At 41.1% G+C, this 20,061-nt stretch carries 14 protein-coding genes, 1 tRNA gene and 1 pseudogene; 7 read left to right on the plus strand and 9 right to left on the minus strand.

Features of this window, described 5'->3' with window-relative positions; all coding sequences use genetic code 11:
- Positions 1-242: 242 nt before the first annotated feature.
- The 3 genes from H6G96_RS25565 to psbZ all read right to left on the minus strand — a co-directional run bounded on the left by H6G96_RS25565 (position 243) and on the right by psbZ (position 1,386).
- Positions 243-314, minus strand: a tRNA-Gly gene (locus H6G96_RS25565).
- Positions 315-429: 115 nt separating this feature from the next.
- Positions 430-1,008, minus strand: a complete 579-nt coding sequence (gene ribH, locus H6G96_RS25570) for a 6,7-dimethyl-8-ribityllumazine synthase (RefSeq protein ID WP_094346524.1) — start codon at positions 1,006-1,008, stop codon at positions 430-432.
- 189 nt (positions 1,009-1,197) lie between these two features.
- Positions 1,198-1,386 (minus strand): photosystem II reaction center protein PsbZ, encoded by a 189-nt coding sequence (gene psbZ, locus H6G96_RS25575; RefSeq protein WP_100901500.1) that lies wholly within the window; start codon positions 1,384-1,386, stop codon positions 1,198-1,200.
- 584 nt (positions 1,387-1,970) lie between these two features.
- Here psbZ and H6G96_RS25580 point away from each other — a divergent pair.
- Positions 1,971-4,697, plus strand: coding sequence for a CBS domain-containing protein (locus H6G96_RS25580; protein ID WP_190914712.1), 2,727 nt, complete (start codon positions 1,971-1,973; stop codon positions 4,695-4,697).
- Positions 4,698-4,720: 23 nt separating this feature from the next.
- Here the strand turns inward: H6G96_RS25580 and H6G96_RS25585 are convergent, their stop codons facing one another.
- Both H6G96_RS25585 and H6G96_RS25590 read right to left on the minus strand, forming a co-directional pair.
- Entirely contained in the window at positions 4,721-5,422 is a 702-nt protein-coding gene (locus H6G96_RS25585; protein ID WP_190914714.1) for a Uma2 family endonuclease, read from the minus strand.
- A gap of 99 nt (positions 5,423-5,521) precedes the next feature.
- Positions 5,522-6,235, minus strand: a pseudogene (locus H6G96_RS25590) (Uma2 family endonuclease).
- Between the two features lie 571 nt (positions 6,236-6,806).
- On the opposite strand from H6G96_RS25590, the gene H6G96_RS25595 reads away from it, so the two are divergent.
- The 4 genes from H6G96_RS25595 (at position 6,807) to H6G96_RS25610 (ending at position 10,555) form a co-directional block, all read left to right on the plus strand.
- The gene (locus H6G96_RS25595) at positions 6,807-7,133 is read left to right on the plus strand and encodes a DUF6825 family protein (protein WP_190914716.1); all 327 of its coding nucleotides are present in this window, start codon (positions 6,807-6,809) and stop codon (positions 7,131-7,133) included.
- Between the two features lie 138 nt (positions 7,134-7,271).
- Positions 7,272-8,960, plus strand: a complete 1,689-nt coding sequence (locus tag H6G96_RS25600) for an AarF/ABC1/UbiB kinase family protein (protein WP_190914718.1) — start codon at positions 7,272-7,274, stop codon at positions 8,958-8,960.
- Between the two features lie 18 nt (positions 8,961-8,978).
- On the plus strand, positions 8,979-9,716 hold the full coding sequence (locus H6G96_RS25605; protein ID WP_190914720.1) for a Stp1/IreP family PP2C-type Ser/Thr phosphatase: 738 nt from the start codon (positions 8,979-8,981) through the stop codon (positions 9,714-9,716).
- Between the two features lie 641 nt (positions 9,717-10,357).
- Positions 10,358-10,555 carry an NblA/ycf18 family protein gene (locus tag H6G96_RS25610; RefSeq protein ID WP_190732564.1) on the plus strand — a complete coding sequence of 66 codons (198 nt, stop codon included), beginning with the start codon at positions 10,358-10,360 and terminating at the stop codon, positions 10,553-10,555.
- 474 nt (positions 10,556-11,029) lie between these two features.
- Here the strand turns inward: H6G96_RS25610 and H6G96_RS25615 are convergent, their stop codons facing one another.
- The 4 genes from H6G96_RS25615 to H6G96_RS25630 form a co-directional block, all read right to left on the minus strand.
- On the minus strand, positions 11,030-12,583 hold the full coding sequence (locus tag H6G96_RS25615) for a serine/threonine-protein kinase (RefSeq protein WP_190914722.1): 1,554 nt from the start codon (positions 12,581-12,583) through the stop codon (positions 11,030-11,032).
- An 889-nt stretch (positions 12,584-13,472) separates the two neighbouring features.
- On the minus strand, positions 13,473-14,486 hold the full coding sequence (locus H6G96_RS25620) for a glycosyltransferase family 2 protein (protein WP_190914726.1): 1,014 nt from the start codon (positions 14,484-14,486) through the stop codon (positions 13,473-13,475).
- Between the two features lie 210 nt (positions 14,487-14,696).
- On the minus strand, positions 14,697-15,149 hold the full coding sequence (locus tag H6G96_RS25625; protein WP_190914728.1) for a hypothetical protein: 453 nt from the start codon (positions 15,147-15,149) through the stop codon (positions 14,697-14,699).
- Positions 15,150-15,354: 205 nt separating this feature from the next.
- The gene (locus tag H6G96_RS25630; protein ID WP_190914730.1) at positions 15,355-16,554 is read right to left on the minus strand and encodes an anhydro-N-acetylmuramic acid kinase; all 1,200 of its coding nucleotides are present in this window, start codon (positions 16,552-16,554) and stop codon (positions 15,355-15,357) included.
- A 656-nt stretch (positions 16,555-17,210) separates the two neighbouring features.
- On the opposite strand from H6G96_RS25630, the gene H6G96_RS25635 reads away from it, so the two are divergent.
- Both H6G96_RS25635 and H6G96_RS25640 read left to right on the plus strand, forming a co-directional pair.
- Positions 17,211-18,014, plus strand: coding sequence for a hypothetical protein (locus H6G96_RS25635; protein ID WP_190914732.1), 804 nt, complete (start codon positions 17,211-17,213; stop codon positions 18,012-18,014).
- Between the two features lie 594 nt (positions 18,015-18,608).
- Positions 18,609-20,024: a folate/biopterin family MFS transporter gene (locus H6G96_RS25640; protein WP_190914734.1), complete on the plus strand. Its 1,416-nt coding sequence runs from the start codon at positions 18,609-18,611 to the stop codon at positions 20,022-20,024.
- Positions 20,025-20,061: the final 37 nt, after the last annotated feature.

Here is a 20,061-nt window from a genome sequence, read left to right on the forward strand (position 1 = left end):
AAGTTGGCATTACTAACAATATTGATAACAATTCACAGGAGTACAGCGTGAATCGCCAAAAAGTTCAATCGACCAACCCAAAAAATGATGGGTGAAGGCAAGCAAGGGGATTAGGAAAAGCATGGGAAGTAGGGCAAGAAAAGAGCTTGATTTTCTTACCATAAACTCAGCAAAGTTGCCTTGCCAGACCATTAAAAACATTAAACCTCTTGAACTTAAAATTTCAAGAGGTTTTACTTGGAAGCGGGTGACGCGATTCGAACGCGCGACATTCACCTTGGCAAGGTGACGCTCTACCACTGAGCTACACCCGCAATCAATTGCCATATATCAATATCTCAGATTTATCCCTAATTGTCAACTCCTTTTTTTGGTCATTAGTCATTAATCATTAGTGAATAACAAAGGACAAATGACTAATGACACGCCCTAGCCTAGTTCTTCTGACTCCGCAGTTAAATTGCCTATGCTGGCGCTTTGAAAAGAAGCTGGCAAAGACTGGCTATTACGAGAATATGGCTCTGCTAGGTTAGAACGCAGTTGCCGCATGAGGCTTGCCATTTCTAGGGCATTCAGGGCATAATCCCAGCCATGATTACCTTTGATGCCTGCCCGTTCTAAAGCTTGCTGCATAGTATCTACCGTCAAAATGCCAAAAATTACTGGCACTCCAGTTTGAAAACTAGCGGCGGCAATGCCTTTAGAAACTTCTGCGGATACATAATCAAAATGGGGTGTTTGTCCTCGAATGACTGCACCTAGACAAATTACAGCATCATAACGATGGGAAAGTGCTAGTTGGCGAGCTACTAAAGGTACCTCAAAACTTCCCGGAACCCAAACATAGTCTACCTGATTACCTTGGGGGTTAGGATCTACACCGTGGCGTTTCAAGCAATCTTGACATCCCTCTAGCAGCTTTCCGGTAACTAGGTCATTAAATCGACCAATCACCACTGCAAACCGCAAAGGCTCCGTTTGGGTAAAAGTTCCCTCGAAAACTGCCATGACTGCCTCTTAATCAACTATAGTTCTGGCCAATATACATTTCTTATTTAAATGTAGAGGAGCAGGAAAGCACAGTTAGAAAGAAGGAAATCGGAAAAAATCTTTCCTTTTTTCCTTTGGTCTTTGACCTTGGCTTTTCTGCTCCTCTAGTTCTTATATTATGTGCCTGCGCCAGAGCGAAGCCGTCGCTTACACGACAAAAAAGTTTAACAAACCAACTAAAAATACCAAACCAATCCAGGCAGCAGAACCAACCCAGAGCAGTTTTTTAGATTCAACCCAATTTTGGGGAGTAGCATAAGCTACGGGAACGCCAACAACCAGGACGAAAGACAATAGAACTAGGCTGATCAAAGCGAATTGGAATATTATGGTCATTTTTGCTTCTCCCAATACAGCGAAATAGTTATATGTCCTACACTAACAGTAAGGTGTACAGTGTAGGCAACGAGCGTGACTCCTGCTATTGCATAGGACATTTCCAGAAGCTTTAGCCAGAAGCTCTGATTTTATGTCCTCGTGATCCCCCACGGTCAACAGTTTGATTTTTTCTTCCTTTCGTACCCCACAAATTTTACGACACAGGATGAATTGCTTATGACTTTTACACTGATGTGTCAACCAATGGTAAATTTGCATTCTTTGAAAGGACGCTTACTCGTTTCCCGTTTTCCAACGTTTTACGTAGGTTTCCCAGAGGGCAGTAAGCGAGGTGTATCAATGACCGTGGCGGCGAGTAATCACTTAAATCATACAACGCCCTGATCATCTATTTTAGAATATTTGACAATTAGGGTGCTGACTCTGAGGGTTAAAAGGTGAGGCTTTTGCCTATTTTATCTAAAGGGTGGTACTGAAACTTTTCTCTTGTTTTAGAGTTACCGAAAATTACAACATTTTAGCCATTTGTCCCTTGTCTAAGTACTAATAGCCAATGACCAATGACTAATGACTTTTAGATTATGGATTTAATTCTTTGCCACACAACAGCAGATTTTGACGCACTAGGGGCTGCGGTAGGGTTAACGCGTCTACTACCGGGAAGTAAGATTGTGCTGAGTGGCGGTTCTCACCCTCCTGTAAGGGATTTTTTAGCATTGCACCGGGATGAATATCCGCTAATTGAACGCCGTTCGGTGAATCCAGAAAAAATTCGTTCTCTGACTGTGGTGGATACGCAACAGCGCGATCGCTTGGGTAAAGCTGCTGAGTGGTTAGATTTACCCCATATTAAAGAGATTATAATTTATGACCATCACTTAGGACAAGAATCAAATATTCCGGCTACGGAATCATATATTTCTTCAGTAGGAGCAACCACAACTTTAATCGTTGAGCAATTGCAACAACAGGAAATTTCCTTGACTTCTGCCGAAGCCACAGTAATGGCTTTGGGTATCCACGTTGACACTGGCTCTTTGACTTATGACCAGTCCACACCAAGGGATGCTCTAGCTTTGGCTTGGTTGATGCAACAAGGTGCGAGTTTATCAGTAATTTCCACCTACCGTGACCCTGGTTTGTCTGTACAATTGCAGCAGTTATTAACTGAATCGCTGGAAAATTTAGAATATTTTTCTCTACATGGATATACCGTTGGTTGGGTAACTCTAAGAACTAAAAATTTTGTGCCTGGGTTATCGAGTTTGGCATCGGAACTTGTGGAATTAACTGAAATTGATGCCCTACTGTTGGCTAATGAATATGCTTTAGATGAAAGTGATTCACGCTTAACTGTAATTGGGCGATCGCAAATTCCCAAAACGAATCTTAACTTATTATTCCAACTTCTAGGTGGCGGCGGTCATTCACAAGCCGCATCGCTAAACTTAAGGGGAGTTGATTCACAGGCAATATTAAAACAACTTCTTGACGGGGTAAAAGCACAAATTCCCCATCCCCTCACCGCTAGGGATTTGATGTCCTCTCCTGTTCGCACAATTCTCCCTGAAACCACAATTGCCGAAGCCCAGCGCATTTTATTACGCTATGGACACTCTGGTTTATCTGTAGTCGATGCCCAAGCGCAACTAGTAGGTATTATTTCGCGACGGGATATTGATATTGCCCTGCACCACGGATTTAGTCATGCGCCAGTCAAGGGCTATATGACTACGAATCTCAAAACGATTACACCAGATACAACACTGCCACAAATTGAAGCGCTGATGGTGACTTATGATATCGGACGCTTACCAGTATTAGAGAATGAACAGTTAGTTGGTCTGGTTACTCGTACTGATGTCTTGCGGGAATTACATCAAGAAAGGGATGAAGACGAAGAAGGACAAGAATTCAAAATTCAAAATGACGCTAATACTACGCTAACAAAATTCAAAATTCCTCTCAGCACTGAGTTGCAAAATCGCCTTGCTTCGCAATTGTGGCAATTACTCACCACAGCATCGCAAGAGGCAGAAAAACGGGGTTGGCATCTTTATCTTGTCGGAGGTGCGGTGCGGGATTTACTGCTAGCTGATGCAACATCAGGCACTTTGATGATTAAAGATATTGATCTTGTGGTTGATGGCTTTCACAAATCAGCAGATGTTGGTGCTGGTGTGGAATTAGCAAAGGCACTCCAACAACTTTACCCTGCTGCCCGCTTAGAAATCCACGGAGCTTTTCAAACTGCGGCTTTGCTGTGGCACAAAGACCCAGAATTAGATTCTCTTTGGGTAGATATTGCCACCGCTAGAACAGAATTCTATCCTTATCCAGCAGCGAATCCAGAAGTTGAGGCGAGTTCTATTCGTCAAGACTTGTATCGTAGAGATTTTAGCATCAATGCCCTTGCTTTGCGCCTCACTACTCCGCGTGCTGGTGAATTACTCGATTTTTTTGGTGGATTATTAGATTTACAAGCTAGGCAAATTCGGGTTTTACACCCCAACAGCTTTATCGAAGACCCCACCCGAATTTATCGTGGCGTGCGCTTTGCCGTGCGCTTCGGATTTCAAATTGAACCGCAAACTGAAGAGTTTATTCGCTATGCCATCAACAGTGGCGTTTACGATCGCACTTCCCAAGAGAATAGCAAAACTCCAGCCCTGCAAACTCGGCTGAAAACAGAATTAAAACACATTTTAGAAGCCCCCTACTGGAAATCGGCTTTGCAGTTACTCGATAATTTAGGGGCATTGCAATGTATCCATCCTACCCTCAACCTAGACGCAGAACTCCTACGACAATTACGTTTGCTAGAACGCTGCATGCGGCGATTTGATACTGAACAAACTCTCATTCACTGGCAAATGCGTTTAGAAACGTTAATCGTCAACCTAGCACCACAATACCGGGCAAAAGTAGCAAAAAATCTGCAATTGCAAGAGGATAGCATTGCTAGGTTGAACAACTTAGCTCAAGCGCAAAGTGAGGTGATGACACTATTACCCACTTTGCAACGCCCCAGTCAAGTAGTGCAGTTGCTGCGACAGTACGATTTACCAATGCTGATTTTAATTGCTTTGCAAAATCCGCGAGAGATTAGACATCAAATTTGGAAATATTTAACTTTTTGGACTAATGTGCAGCCACTATTAAATGGCAATGATTTAAAGAAACTTGGTTATAAACCAGGGCCTCAGTATCGGCAAATATTAGATGATGTAGTTGCTGCTACCTTGGATGGAGTGATTAAAGATAGGACAGAAGCTGAGGAGTTTTTAGCACAATACTATCCTAAATGAATTAGTAAAGCGATCGCAGTAATCTAAATTATATCTGGATCGATATTTAACTCGCGCAGTTTTGCTGCCAAACGTTCTGCCTTTTGTTCTGCTTGTTCTGTCTTTTGTTCTGCCTGTTCTGCCATTTCTTCAGGTGTTGGTACTAGTTGACCATCTCGTGTAAAAAACCGCAATAATCCCTGATAAATTCCCAAATATAACCCTAGTTGTTGACTCCACAAATATCCTTGTTCACTTGCTTGTAGAGGTTGATATTCTCCATCTACTAAATGAAATCCGGCAAGTTCTTGTGTGTAAGGGTCGAACCAAAAATAATCGGGTGTGCGGAAGGTATCTTGATAAATTGTTTTCTTTAAACCTTTGTCAGTATTAGCTGTTGAATCAGAGAGAATTTCTACAATTAAATTGGGATATTTGCCATCTTCTTCCCAAACTACCCAACTTTTTCGGGTTTTGCGTTCAGTTCCCAACACTACAAAAAAGTCTGGTCCCCGAAAGAATTCTGATTTTCGTTGGTGCGGACTGTAGTAAACAGTCAAGTTTCCCGCCGCATAAAAATCATTCCTGTCTCGCCACAGCCATTCCAGACATTGCAAAAATAGGATTATTTGCCGTAGATGCAGTTCGCTTTCCAAGGGAGGCTCATCACTATATAAATCACCAGGGGGAAATATAACATCTTGACAGATGCCTTCTTGAGAATCTAATTCTTGAGCTATGGTCATAGAACGGATATAGCATCAACTAGTTATGGATTTATTTTAGCAATGTTGTAGTTAGCGATCGCGTAGCATACCGTAACTAATACCACTCCTTCAAATTGTCTAAATTGTATCTGGATTGATATTCAACTCTCGCAATTTTGCTGATAAACTTTCTGTTTTTTCTTGTGCTTGTGCGGCGATTTTTTGTGCTTGTGCAGTAGTTTCCTCTAGTGTCGGTACTAATTCTCTATCAGGTGTAAACCAACGCAATAAATCCCGATAAATTCCCAAATATAACCCTAATTTTTGACTCCATAAATATCTTTCTGCATTCGCTTGTAGAGGCTGATATTCTCCATCTAGTAAATGGAATCCCGCGAATTCTAATGTATATGGATCTGTATATGGATCAAACCAAAAATAATCGGATGTTCGGAAAGTATCTTGATAAATTGTTTTCTTTTAACCTTTGTCTGTCTTCGCTGTTGACTCCGACAAAATTTCGATAATTACGTTGGGATATTTGCCTTCTTCTTACCAAACTACCCAACTTTTTCGGGTTTTGCGTTCGCATCCCAATACAACAAAAAAGTCTGGCCCGCGAAAGTACTCTGATTTTTTTTGGTGTGAACTGTAGTAGATAGTTAGATTCCCTGCTGCATAAAAATCATTTCTACCTGACCACAGCCATTCCAGGCATTGTCAAAGTAACATTATTTATCGTAGATGCAGTTCTGTTTCCAAAGGAGGTTCGTCGCTATATAAATCACTTGGTGGAAATATCACATCTTTCAAGATGTCTCCTTGAGATTCTAATTCTTGGGTGATAGTCATAGAATCAATCCAGCATCAATTTATAGGTTAATTTTAACATAGCTTAATTTGATTTATATAGGATTAACATTTTCATAAATCAGATATTGCAATGTAATGCTTACTATTTAGCTTGTATTTCAATTCGGATTTGGCGCAGTTTTTCTGAAACTTTCTCTTTAAATATGATGATGTTCACAAAAGCGCCTCTGCGTTGAGTGGGGGTGAATTGGCAAGATTAGCGTAGGCGTAGCCCGCCGCAGGCATGCTATGTGATCAATATTTTAGAAATCGAAACTGCTGATTCTCGATGAGCCAACTAATAACCTGGATATTGAAAGAGTAAGCCTTGCAAATGACAACCTATTTACCCAATACACCAAAGCAATATTATCGAAACTTGCTGGAATGTCACGATATATGTTATTTCAACTCGATTTAGCTCTGGTTTGTCTGCCCGCAAACTCTGCCAATGCTATTCGCCAGGGCTGAAGTCGCACATTAAGTCATGTAAATCTCTAACTCCCCAGCAGAAGCCGTAAAGCATACAGGCAAGTTATAATTCTCTTGCGGATCAACGTAACAAAAATTTATGAGTAACCCACTAGTACAAGCCTTTTTCGTAGGCAGAGCAGTAGCCGAAGTAGTTAATGAGCGTTTAGAGGTCGCCTTGACCGATGCTTTGAGCGATCTGGGCAAATTTGATGCAGAAGCTAGAGAACAGTTGCGCCAGTTTACAGAAGAAGTCATAGAGCGCGCAAATCGGTCAGCAGAAACAGCTAATGCTGGTCAATCTACCACAGGTACTCGGCAAGCCAGTTCTGATTCAGGTGACTTACAAGCAGATATTGATGAATTACGAGCAGAAATTGCCCTGTTACGTACAGAATTGCAACATTATCGCAGAACTTCTGCATAAATCTTAGTCATTAGTCATTGGTCATTCGTCAAAAATTTTGCACAAGTGACAAATGACACTTAAAAAAACAGTTTAGGAATCAGAGTGTCTTTTCTTCCAAGTGATTCGGTTGCAAACCAACGGTACACAAAGTAATTTATGGAACAAGGTTATTCAGATAAAGCATACCGTTGGAATCGGGAACAATACTCTAGCAGACGGCGTTTTGTGGACATTTGGTCTTTTGTATTGACCTTATTGTTCAAACTTTGGCGATACAACAAATCTTGGAGTTATCCGGGTGGTGTGACTGAGGCAAAGCAAGCTGCAAGACGCAAAACCCAAGCGGTTTGGATTCGCAATACCCTACTAGATTTAGGGCCAACCTTCATCAAAGTAGGGCAGCTGTTTTCTACCCGCGCTGATATATTCCCTGTTGAATATGTAGACGAACTAGCCAAGTTACAAGACAAAGTACCAGCATTTAGCTATGAGCAAGTAGAAGCGACCATTGAGAAAGAACTAGGCAAAAAAATTCCTGAACTCTTCCATAATTTTGAACCGATTCCTTTGGCTGCTGCTAGCTTGGGGCAAGTACACAAAGCTGTACTGCATAGTGGAGAATCGGTTGTTGTCAAGGTGCAACGTCCTGGACTAAAAAAATTATTTGAAATAGATTTACAAATTCTCAAGGGAATTACCCGCTATTTTCAAAACCATCCCAAATGGGGACGAGGGCGAGATTGGTTAGGTATTTATGAAGAATGTTGTCGAATTCTTTGGGAAGAAATTGATTATCTCAATGAAGGTCGTAATGCTGATACCTTTCGCCGGAACTTTCGCGGCTACGATTGGGTGAATGTCCCAAAAGTTTACTGGCGTTATGCTTCTTCTAGAGTCTTAACCTTAGAATATCTCCCTGGAATTAAAATTAGCCAATACGAAGCTTTAGAAGCAGCAGGTTTGGATCGAAAGGCGATCGCTCGTCAAGGCGCTCAAGCCTACTTACTACAGTTGCTTAACAGTGGCTTTTTTCACGCCGATCCTCACCCAGGCAATATTGCCATTAGTGCAACTGGTGCTTTGATATTCTACGATTTTGGCATGATGGGGCGGATTAAGTCTAACGTTCGCGAAGGACTAATGCAAACACTGTTTGGTATTGCCCAAAAAGATGGCGATCGCGTTGTTCAGTCTCTGATCGAATTAGGCGCGATCGCACCAACCGATGACATGGGCCCAGTCCGGCGTTCCGTCCAGTATATGCTGGATCATTTCATGGATAAGCCTTTTGAAAACCAATCAGTGGCAGCAATTAGTGACGACCTTTACGAAATAGCTTATAATCAGCCATTTAGATTTCCAGCAACCTTCACTTTTGTGATGCGAGCCTTTTCTACCTTAGAAGGGGTAGGTAAAGGTTTAGATCCAGAGTTTAACTTTATGGAAGTTGCCAAACCATATGCAATGCAGCTTATGACCGATATGAATGGTTCTGAGGGAAATAGCTTTATTAACGAATTAAGTCGTCAAGCAGCTCAAGTAAGTAGTACTGCCTTTGGTCTACCACGTAGGTTAGAGGACACGCTAGAAAAGTTAGAACGGGGAGATATGCGCCTCCGGGTTCGGTCTATAGAAACTGAACGGCTGTTGCGACGGCAAAGCAGTATTCAGCTCTCAATGAGCTATGCTCTGTTAATCAGTGGTTTCACACTTTCAGCTACGATTTTAGTGGTTACCACCAAATATCTATGGTGGGCGCTAGTACCTGGTTTAATTGCAGCAGGGCTTTCAGTGATTCTAATCCGACTACTTTTACGCCTTGACCGTTACGATCGTATGTATTAATTGTTGTATGAAAAAATTATGAAACTTAATTTCACGGGTTTTAGCGATCCGGGACTTATTCGTTCTAATAATCAGGATGCTTACTATATCGACCCAGAGGGGCGGTTTTTCGTTGTTGCTGATGGTATGGGTGGTCATGCCGGAGGTGAGGAGGCAAGTCGGATTGCCACTAAAGAAATTCAGGACTATTTGGTAGCAAATTGGCAATCTCCTAAATCTTCCCAAGAATTGCTAGAGCAAGCTTTGTGGGGTGCCAATGAAGCGATTTTGCAGGATCAGCAAAATCATCCCGAACGCGCCGATATGGGTACAACGGTTGTAGCTGTGCTTTTTCGCTCCCCAGAGACACCCTGGTGCGGTCATGTTGGCGATTCCCGACTGTATCGCTTCCGAGAGTCGCAATTAGAACAAGTAACAGAAGACCACACTTGGGTAGCACGGGCAATCAAAATCGGTGACATTACTTTAGATGAAGCGCGATCGCATCCTTTTCGTCATGTATTATCGCGCTGTTTGGGGCGTGAAGACTTGCATCAGATTGATTTGCAACCACTAGATGTCAAAATTGGCGATCGCTTGCTGTTATGTAGTGATGGTCTAACAGAAGAACTTGTCGAACAAAAGATTGCTAGCTGCCTCCAAGACACCCCTTGGCTTGATAAAGCCGCCATCTCTCTAATTGAGGCTGCCAAAGACCACGGAGGGCACGATAACATCACAGTTGTCATCGTCTCACTCGAAGAAAATAGTCATTAGTCATAGGTCATTGCCCAATAGCAAAGGACAACTGACAAATGACTAATCCGGTAAATATACTCAGCAATTTGTTCAGCGTGAGCATTTTTCATTTTTACAATTTGATACAAATACTTTTAGCCTCAAAATTAACTAAATGAGGCTAAATTTGCATAAATTGATAAGTTGACATCTTGCACGTAATCAGGTAAAGCGACTATAATTCACGCTTATTACCATTTGTCCCCCAACATCCTTAAAATTCCTACCCTCCAAAGCTTTCTTCATACTAGGGGAGACAGCATCTTAGTTTTTCTGTTTAAGAAAAACTATCGAGGGCTAAGAATCACACCTCAGCTTCTCCCCAAAGGAGAGTTGTGCAAAGCAAAAAGGACTCAGGGAGATATTTATACTTACCTTAGGCAAAATAAAGCTTATTTTCCGGAATATGGCTTAACTGACTTGGGTGGTATATCAGTAGGATTAGGTGCGAGATATCAGAGCAGAAAAAGTCCACACTTTGGATGTGGGCAATGTGTCAAACAATTGTTATCTTTCGTAATACGGAGGAAAAAATGTTGGACAGTTATAAGCCCAATTATTATCCCATTTAGACTTCTGTAAACGATATCACCTTTACACGTTGTTTTTCGGAGTTAACTATGAACCAGCCAACGAAACTATCCTTGGAACAGCAATTCAGCATCTGCTCATTTGCTACTCAGGTGCAAAACATGAGCCACGATCAAGCTAAAGACTTTTTGGTTAAGCTCTATGAGCAAATGGTAGTGCGCGAGGCAACTTATCAAGAACTTCTTAAGCACCAGTGGGGCTTAGATTCCGGTTCCACTATGGCATAGAGTCGTTCTACTGTCGCAGTGGGCGACCTCCTTCTCTTGCTTGGTTCCAAGGAGGAAAAGAGCTGGGGATGTCGGGGCGTCAACTTCGATCACAAATCACGTAAAAGTTGGGCAAAAATTCAACTCAAAAAATTAGCTAACAATAAGTAAGCTTTTCGACGACACATCTTCTACAGCCTAGACTCAGTCTAATCATGTAGTAAAAATTTACTCTTTACCTTAGCCAGACTTGCTTTTGGTTCACTCTACCGTGCAAATTAACCTGCGTAAACTTCCAGTCTACCAAAATTATTATATACACAGTAAGATTGAGAGATAATTTAGATAGCCGTGATTCGGCAGCTAGTTTTTTCACTCTTTATACATTCAACTAGAAGTTACATCTTTATACATATTTTGTTTATAAAAGTTTACATACTTTGAGTGACTACCCCTTATTTACATCTTTATAGATGTAACATTAAGGAATTGTTCCTAGTTAGAAAGATCGTATGGAGAATCTGTATCAATACTTTCCAATTTTGCGAGAATTTGAGGCTTAATCTTTTCATACTCCTTTTTGAGTAGGCTCTTACTAATTTGTGGATCGGCAGAGGACATCAATGTGTTGCTCATTGTGATCCACTCTTGCAGCCGTTGGCTTTGGGCAGAAGCAACGCTAGAAAGTAAGATATGGGTACAGCGATTTGGTGTTTCTCGTGCAAAGAACAACAAGCGATAGTAACCTGTGTGCTGTAGTAACCGAGTAATTTCTTTACCAAGACTGGTTTTGAGATCAAGGTAGTAAGGTAACCATTTAGCGCCATGTTTGCGGTTATAGATGACAGTAATCCATAAGAGCATGGGATGGGGGATAGAAATGAAAAGAAATTGGTTATAGCGGGTACAGAGTAAGCGCTTTTGAATTTCCTCTTGCGGTAGCATCACCCACAGAGCTGGTAAAACCTCTCCATTGGTATGAATGGCCTGGGGAAACACAATATCGGCAACTGGTTTATTTTGAGGCCAAGAAATCGTCCTGGCAATTTCTTCGTTTGACCAGGAGACCTGCAAATCGGCTTTTGCCTTTTGTTCAAGCTCATTGTTTACTGTAATAGCAGGAACTAGGGCATGGCTGTTTTGCTTAATTTTGTGTGTATGGTCAGGCTTTTCTAGAGATACTAAAACTCTAAGGATTTCAGCGATATTTTGCGGGCGATCGCGTGCTACTTTAGCTAGACAACTCATCACCAAATTTTCAATTTCTTTTGGTAGTTCTAATCCAGGTGCAACCTCACTAAAAGAACGTGGTTTTTGATAGTGATGTGTTTTATACCATGCTCCAAAAGAGTGAGTTGGTGCCACCAGTGGCATTTTGCCTGTGAGCATCTCAAACATCATGACGCCCAAACTATAAATATCAGCACGGTTGTCTAATTCTTTACCCTCCATCTGTTCGGGAGAAGAATAAGCCAATGTCCCCAAATAGAATTTTGTATGGTCGCCATCTGACTGTAATAACTTAGCAATACCAAAATCTAGAACCTTAACCAATTCTCCGAAACTGGGATCTTGAATCACCAGCATATTGCTTGGCTTGACATCACGATGGATAATTGGGCAAATATTGCCCTCAACTGGAATGCCGTCATGAGCGCACTGTAAGCCCAGGCTGAGTTGACGTGCCATACTTAGAAATCTTGGTAAAGGCAGTCGTTGCTTGCGAATAATATTGTTTAGGCTTTGTCCTTGTAGGTATTCCATGACATAGAACGGGGTGTTATTGTCATCTACGCCATAGTCCATGACTCGGACAATATGAATGCTTTTTTGCCCTAGCAAAGCACAGGTTTTTGCTTCTCGTTCAAAGCGGTCTTGCAATCGCATCTTTTCATTTTGGATTGATAGCGCTAGAAACTTAACCGCAACGGGTACACCTCCCAACAAAGTATCTTTAGCACGATAAACCCGACCCATTGCTCCAGTACCGATTAACTCCTGGAGTTGGTAGCGTTTGCTTAATAAGCGACCAATGTTGGGGTCTGACATAGAGAATTTGAATCCAAAAGCAGGTTGTAAGTGTTTAGGAGGAAAAGTGCATTCAAACTGATATCTGAATTATTGCGCCCTGAAATGATTTTCTAGGCTCATACCACAAGGCAGAAATGGAAGCTAAAAGGTAAAAAACTTATATACTAGGCTTTTTGCGATTTTGAATCGTTGGTCTATTTACGCGGTGCTGTACTAGCTTGTTTCAGCCCTATTTTAGAATATTGAAAGCATTATCTAGCAGTTTGCAACCGGGACATTTATTACAACTGGTGCAATATGTCAGATTAAACAAGCAGAAAGGGTAAATTTATAATGACGCTTTAGACCATTTTGCACTTTCATTGTGGTGTAATTTTAGTTTGCCCAATTTTGACTAAATAGATAACTTTAGGATCTGCCAAAAACCTTTATTAGGGAACACCACACTCGCCACAGAGTTCTAAGAGGTTGTTTGAAAAGTCCTCTTGGGGGTATCAAAAGTTCTAGATACCTTTAAAATCCCCCGATAAATCAGGGGACTTTGATTTCTGTTCCCCTCTTTTTAAGGCTAGAGGGGATCTAAAAGTGCTTAAAGTTACAGCAAAGCACTTTTCAAACAACTTCTAAGAAGTTTTATTACTTAAAACCGTCCCTCTCTGAGTGGGAGAGGGACAGACTTGAATTTTAGTTTAAGGCAAAGAAAGGTTCGTTAAACTCAGATTATTTTAGTGAGCAATGACCCACAGCTTAATTAATACTTTCCTTTTACCTCCAACAAGGCTGTTCTCTGCGTTTATTTTGTTAGTAAGGATAATTAGAGATACTTATTGCCTTACCAGTTTTTTAACCTTCAGGCTCATTGTGACTACGTACAGATGGATTATTTATTGAGAAAACTATGATAACACTAATTGGTGGTTTTTCGTTCTCTCTGTATGTTATAAGTAATGTCAAAAACTGATTTATTACCCATCACATAGTATTGAATTCGACGGGCGATAATATTGTTCAATCGGGAAATAAAATCATAAAAGAAGCGCGGATTTTTACCCATTTCTGTCAATGCTATTAACCATTTTCCTTGCTTTAGAGGCTCTACAACTTGTAAATAAGCTAAATGTTTTTTATAGACTGTAATATTATAAGACATAGCACGCATTAAAGCTGGATTTTTCTTCACCACCTCTTGTTGCATGAAAGAATCACTAGCATTCAGATATTGATTTAAACGTGGCAATTGGCTTTTATGTACAAGAGATCCAGGACGTGAACGGTAGAAATAATAGGGTTTTGGCTCAAGGAAAAAGCGTGCCCCTTTTATTAAACATTTCATATCAATCCAAAAATCTTGACCCATCCTAATGGCATCATCGTACTCGATGCCGTGCTTAACCAAAAATTCTCGTTTGAATAGAGGCTTGCTTATACCAAGATGCAAACCTGGTTCTCCATAGGCATCAGTTTCTACAAAATAAACGATATCAATTTGGATAATTTTATCTATATGTTCTTCACTTTCTTGAATCAATGTACTCCAAGGAGATGTTTCGCCATCTTTGATTAAATAAAGATCGTCAGCAATCATGTCTGCATTTTTTTCATTTGCCAGTGACACGAGCTTTTCTAATCTTTCAGGAGCATACCAGTCATCTGAATCAAGCACAGCAATCCATTCTCCTTGGGCTGCTCTCAGGGCACGATTACGCGCAGCAGCAGCCCCAAGGTTTTGTTGATTCACTATTACTTTAAGACGTGGGTCAGTAAAACTTTTAACGACTTCTACAGTTTTATCACTTGAAGCATCATCAACTATAATAACTTCAATATCTGTGAGCGTTTGCTCTAAAACTGACTCTATTGCCTTCCCAATATAAGCTTCAGTATTGTAAGCAGGGATAATGACAGAGACTTTAGGATTCATGAAACTGGACTCCAGACTACACGGTTCGGTAAAAATACTAAAAGTCTAACAATAATTTGATAATTTCTTATTTAGTATACAACTCAGTAGGTTAGTCAGAAGAAACGATGACTCCTTGAGGTCAAGTATGAGACATTAATCCTTAAGCAAGCAGTGAGTGCATTGGCATTGTTTCGGTCGGCTCCTAACTTAGACGCACAGCAGGCAGCACTATCCTTTGGTTGGCTGACGTTCTAGGCTAGCTTCCATTGTGTTAGTTAAAAAATGACCAGCCAAAATACCACTACTGAGGTAGTATCTATCTTCCGAAATTCGGTGTAGGGTTTCAAAGCCACTACGACGCTGACGATCGCCTATTACCCAGTAACGCTGCACAATAGTATCTAAACCAATCCAGCCTTCACCTTCAACCTGCCCTAAAATATTATGCTGGAGTAAAAAAGTATACTGACGCTCTCCCTCATGCAACCGCCCCTTGTATTGCAGAGAGATTTCTGAGTGGTCGCTACCTGGAAATACCAACTTTGTAGCCATAGTAAACCAGTTATCTCGATTCCAAGCGACCAAGGTCATACCCTTGACGCTGATTGGCATACCATTACGTTCTAGCCAATTACCTTGCATTGCCCAGCGTCCTGGTTCTAATAAAAAAGTATGAGCCACCTTCTATATTCCCTGTCTTGATCGAGTGCCGCCAAGACTACAGTTATAGTCTGTCTTTTATTTTGTAACTTAGTTACAAAAATCTGTCTTAATCGAGTGCCGCCAAGACTACAGTTATAGCAATGTTAAGTTACGTTAGCGATAGCGAAGCTTTGAGCCAGTCCTGAATGAAGAAATTTTTTATCTTGTTTATTGTTCCTATGATTCAGGAGTGACTTTGGTGAATTTCTCCCAAAAGCACTTCTTCAGGTGCCCCAGTTGCAGTAGGTAGGTTCCCAGGAATACCCAAATGTCGCCAGTAGGCTAAAACTGCAAAGGCGATCGCTTCTTTAAAATCTGCACTCAAACCGACTTCATCTGTAGTCAAGACTGGTATTGATGTTAACAATAACTCTAACCGACGTTTTAAATATAGATTGCGACTACCGCCGCCACATAATAATATCCTCTGTGGCATTTCCGGCAAAAAAGTGCGGTAACTATGAACAATTGAAGCAGCTGTAAGTTCTGTGAGAGTTGCCAGTATGTCGGCAGGATTGAGTTTATATGCTTGGGCATCTTTTAAACACTGATGCAGGTAAGTCACACCAAATAACTCTCGACCAGTAGATTTGGGTGGTGGCAGATGAAAATAGTCTTGGTTGAGCCATTGTTCTACCAATGGATGGCAAGGAGTACCAGTAGCTGCCCAATCGCCATTTTCATCGTAAGTTTTAGCACCAGCGCTTAAATGTTCCACCGCTAGATCCAACAGACTATTTCCTGGGCCAGTATCCCAAGCGCGAATTTTTGAAAGCCAGTCGCCATGCCGAGGCGGAATATAAGCAACATTACCAATACCACCAATGTTTTGAATACAGCGCCCCTCCTGGGGATGACTAAGTATATAGGCATCTACTCTGGGCACGAGAGGCGCACCATGACCACCAATATTGATATCAGCAGCACGGAAGTTACTCACAGTTGTAATGCCTGTAAGATGAGCAATTAAGGCACCGCGCCCTAGTTGCAGACTGTAACCTAGTAGGGAGTGGGGAGCGGTTTTCTTCTCTATTCCACTATCTGTAGGTGGTCGATGATAAACTGTCTGACCGTGGGAGCCAATGAGAGTAGCTGGCTGATGACCAATTTGAATATTTTGGGCAGCTTGGGCAAAGACTTGAGCGATCGCATCATCTATTTCTGCCAATTCTGCCATTGAGATGGCAACGCCAGCACCAACTGCCAATATTCTTTCTCTAAGTTCGGTTGGATAAGGATATGTTGCCCCAGCTAGCAACGCAATCTTGAGATCCAATTCTGTACCGGAAATCTCTACCAAAGCAGCATCTATACCATCTACGGATGTGCCACTAATTAAACCAATAACGCGAGTAGAAACAGCAACTTCTTCAGTCGGATGCATTGATAAAAATTCTTTTGTTGATTGTAAGAGGTAGTTCAATTCATGTTACTACGCATTTCAAAAAAACTAAGGTGGCGTAGTTGGCTGGATAAAGATGAGTAGGCAGAGCAAGGGAAGAATGGCAAAACTAATACAATGACCACTAATTTATTTCTATTTATCAGTAAATAGGGTCATCTAAAACTGTCCATTATCTTTATTATTGTTTAATGAAAACAACAATAAAATATAAATATTATTAATATACATAGTTTAGCTATATAACTTATTTCTATTTAAATAAAGAACAGATGTTCTATCGACTTTTTTGGAAATACCTAAGGGATAAGCACAGCCTTTCAAAAGATTGGGCACAGCACGATATCTATTATTTTTTAAAAACCTAAAAAAATTAACAGCCTGCAAATGATAACACCTTTTATAAATAAAGCTTGTTTATAATTTAGCACTGATAACTTTGCGGTTTCTACATAAAGCTATAGACATCAACGAAAATAATATCAGTGATTTTCCTCTAAATAAATTCAATAACTTACATTTTTGTCTGAGTGGAATCAAATTGAAAAAGTAGTAATCCTTCTGATGTTGGAATCTAGAAGCACATAGCACAATGAGGCTATGAACACGAAAGATTAAAAAACGAAAAGAATTGCCAGATGAAAAGTATTTTAATTAAGTCCGCGATCGCTTCTAGTGTTGTTTTATCTTTAGCTACTGTTACCCGCCCTGTAATGGCTGCATCTTTTACGGTATCAATAGAAAACCCAGGCGTACAAAATGCACAATTATCAAATCTTGTTAATGCTCATGTACAAAATTTTGATACACAAACAAAAGGCTATAGTGCAACAGGCTTTCAATGGAATGAGGGAACAACAAATATTGGTAGCTATAAGAATACTCTGATCATGAATCCAGACCAATATGGTGCTGCTGGTGGAACAGGTAAGTATTTTGATGTAGACACAAATAGATCGGGTAATGGTCAAAAGGTTTCAACACTCAATTTGACATCCCCACAAAGCTACTTTGGACTTTGGTGGTCTGCGGGAGATAGTAGCAACGTACTCACATTTCTTTCACAAGGTAAGGTTGTAGAAACTATGACCACTGCTGATGTGGTTAGTTATATCGCAAAACAACCAAATAAAGCCAGCTACTACGGTAATCCTAATTCGGCATTCAAAGGTCAGAACTCTTCAGAACCTTATGCGTTCATCAACTTCTACAGTGTTGGCGGAACTTTTGATCAGGTTCAATTCACCAATATTGGCGGAACTGGTTTTGAATCAGATAATCACACGATCGCCACTGGCTACAAGAGTATCACTGGTAATATCGTTACAGTAGCAGTTCCTGAATCTTCTTCTGTATTAGGAGTTTTTGTGATTGGTTTTGTGGGTGCTACTTCAGTTCTGACTCGTCGAGTCAAGAAAAAGTCAGTTTTGCAATTGTCATAAGTGTCGCGGCTTGCAAGCAAAACAATTTCTGGCTCACATTTAAGAGTTTTCTAAACTTCTAATGTCACCTCAGTAAGATTTGCCTGATTTTCTATATATCTTACTTCCAGGCTGCACTCGTGTAGCACGCCGGAAGTAGGATTTCAAAAGTTCTAATGAAAAGTCAACATTAAACATTAAATACAAGTTAGGGCGAGTTTATTTAGGTAAACTCGCCCCAATTGTTTTGCCATTTATTTGATAAGCAGCCACTCTACAACACTTAGACAATGCTCGGATTGCCTCAGCTTGGAGATACCGATATTACTCAGCCTACAGGCTTAACTTGGGATAGATCTGATCTTCGATCTTCAACAAAGAGGTGGGGGGAAATGCTCCCGGAATCCTGCCGTGTAGCGGAGCGTAACACGGGTCTGAGTCCCCACTTCTCTACCAGTGGTTCTCGTACCCTTACGGGGAAGCAAGCTACAGCTGGGGATTCAACCCCACCTGAACTATCCCCCTTGCTCCCTGCTCGCTTGCCTCTTCTTCAAGCCCACATCTTAAGAATCGATATGATAGAAAAGTAGATAAAACTTAAAAAATATTTATCGAATGGTGCTTCAATCATCTGGCTTGTCCAAGGTCAAAGACTCATTAACACAAAAAATCTTCTTGGGTAACGAACCCAATGCTGAGTTAATTGCAATTCTCACGGTTTATTTTGTCCAAGGAATTTTAGGGTTATCGCGTCTAGCCGTTAGCTTTTTCCTCAAAGATGAACTGCTGCTGAGTCCAGTCGAGGTGTCGGCGCTATTGGGAATCGTCTTCCTACCTTGGATGATCAAGCCAGTGTTTGGTTTTATCTCTGATGGCTTGCCTATATTTGGCTATCGTCGGCGTCCTTACTTGATTTTATCTGGGATATTAGGAACTGTTTCCTGGGTGAGTCTGGCCACAATAGTTCATAGTAGCTGGGCAGCTACGTTAGCGATCGCTCTTGGTTCTCTTAGTGTCGCCATGAGTGATGTGATAGTTGACTCGTTGGTTGTGGAACGAGTTAGAGGCGAATCGCAAGCGAAAGCCGGTTCATTACAATCTTTGTGCTGGGGTACTTCTGCGATCGGAGGTTTAATAACAGCATACTTTAGCGGTCTGCTGCTCCAATACTTTACTACCCGTACTGTCTTTGGAATTACCGCCTTATTCCCTCTCATCGTCTCAGGGGTAGCTTGGTTAATTGCTGAGTCCCCTGTTAGCAAAGATATTCAAGATAGTAACCACACCAACTCTTTATCAATCAAACATCAACTGGGACAGCTACGCCAAGCCATTACCCAAAAAAGAATTTGGCTACCAACGGCGTTTATCTTCATCTGGCAAGCTACCCCAAATGCTGAATCAGCCTTTTTCTACTTCTCTACCAACGAACTTCACTTTGAACCAGAATTTTTGGGGCGGGTAAACTTGGTTACAAGTTTCGCTTCTTTAGCAGGTGTTTGGATTTTTCAGCGCTTCCTCAAAAGCATCCCTTTTCGCGTAATTTTTGCTTGGAGTACCGTCCTTTCTTCACTTTTAGGGATGACAATGCTGTTGTTAGTGACTCACACAAACAGACTCTTAGGTATAGATGACCACTGGTTTAGTTTGGGTGATAGCCTAATTCTCTCTGTGATGGGAAAAATTGCCTTTATGCAAGTAATGGTTCTAGCAGCAAGGCTTTGTCCCTCTGGAGTGGAAGCAACGTTATTTGCCTTGTTGATGTCGATATTTAATTCAGCAGGAACGGTTTCCCAAGCATTGGGGGCATTAATCACCTATTGGCTGGGGATTACTGCAACTAACTTTGAGTCACTTTGGCTATTGGTGCTAATTACTAACCTCAGCACATTGCTACCCTTACCATTTATCAACTGGCTACCTGCGGCTGAAGAACAAGCTGAGATATCAAAGGATAAAGAACAAACGTTTTCGCCTGATTTCATGTCTGAGTTAGTGCTGAGAGAGTCAGAGTCGAAAGTAGTTGATTAACAAAGAAATGATTTTGTATACAGATGCAAAGCTCCCA

Origin of the sequence: Nostoc sp. FACHB-892, assembly GCF_014698795.1 — a bacterium.
GTDB lineage: Bacteria > Cyanobacteriota > Cyanobacteriia > Cyanobacteriales > Nostocaceae > Nostoc.

Bases quoted from the DNA above. Each gene is read 5' to 3' on its own strand.
- H6G96_RS25580 (WP_190914712.1), top strand. From the start codon at position 1,971: ATGGATTTAATTCTTTGCCACACAACAGCAGATTTTGACGCACTAGGG.
- H6G96_RS25615 (WP_190914722.1), bottom strand. From the start codon at position 12,583: ATGTCAGACCCCAACATTGGTCGCTTATTAAGCAAACGCTACCAACTC.
- H6G96_RS25640 (WP_190914734.1), top strand. From the start codon at position 18,609: ATGGTGCTTCAATCATCTGGCTTGTCCAAGGTCAAAGACTCATTAACA.
- H6G96_RS25610 (WP_190732564.1), top strand. From the start codon at position 10,358: ATGAACCAGCCAACGAAACTATCCTTGGAACAGCAATTCAGCATCTGC.
- ribH (WP_094346524.1), bottom strand. From the start codon at position 1,008: ATGGCAGTTTTCGAGGGAACTTTTACCCAAACGGAGCCTTTGCGGTTT.
- H6G96_RS25630 (WP_190914730.1), bottom strand. From the start codon at position 16,554: ATGCATCCGACTGAAGAAGTTGCTGTTTCTACTCGCGTTATTGGTTTA.
- H6G96_RS25585 (WP_190914714.1), bottom strand. From the start codon at position 5,422: ATGACCATAGCTCAAGAATTAGATTCTCAAGAAGGCATCTGTCAAGAT.
- H6G96_RS25605 (WP_190914720.1), top strand. From the start codon at position 8,979: ATGAAACTTAATTTCACGGGTTTTAGCGATCCGGGACTTATTCGTTCT.
- H6G96_RS25600 (WP_190914718.1), top strand. From the start codon at position 7,272: ATGGAACAAGGTTATTCAGATAAAGCATACCGTTGGAATCGGGAACAA.
- H6G96_RS25620 (WP_190914726.1), bottom strand. From the start codon at position 14,486: ATGAATCCTAAAGTCTCTGTCATTATCCCTGCTTACAATACTGAAGCT.
- psbZ (WP_100901500.1), bottom strand. From the start codon at position 1,386: ATGACCATAATATTCCAATTCGCTTTGATCAGCCTAGTTCTATTGTCT.
- H6G96_RS25595 (WP_190914716.1), top strand. From the start codon at position 6,807: ATGAGTAACCCACTAGTACAAGCCTTTTTCGTAGGCAGAGCAGTAGCC.
- H6G96_RS25635 (WP_190914732.1), top strand. From the start codon at position 17,211: ATGAAAAGTATTTTAATTAAGTCCGCGATCGCTTCTAGTGTTGTTTTA.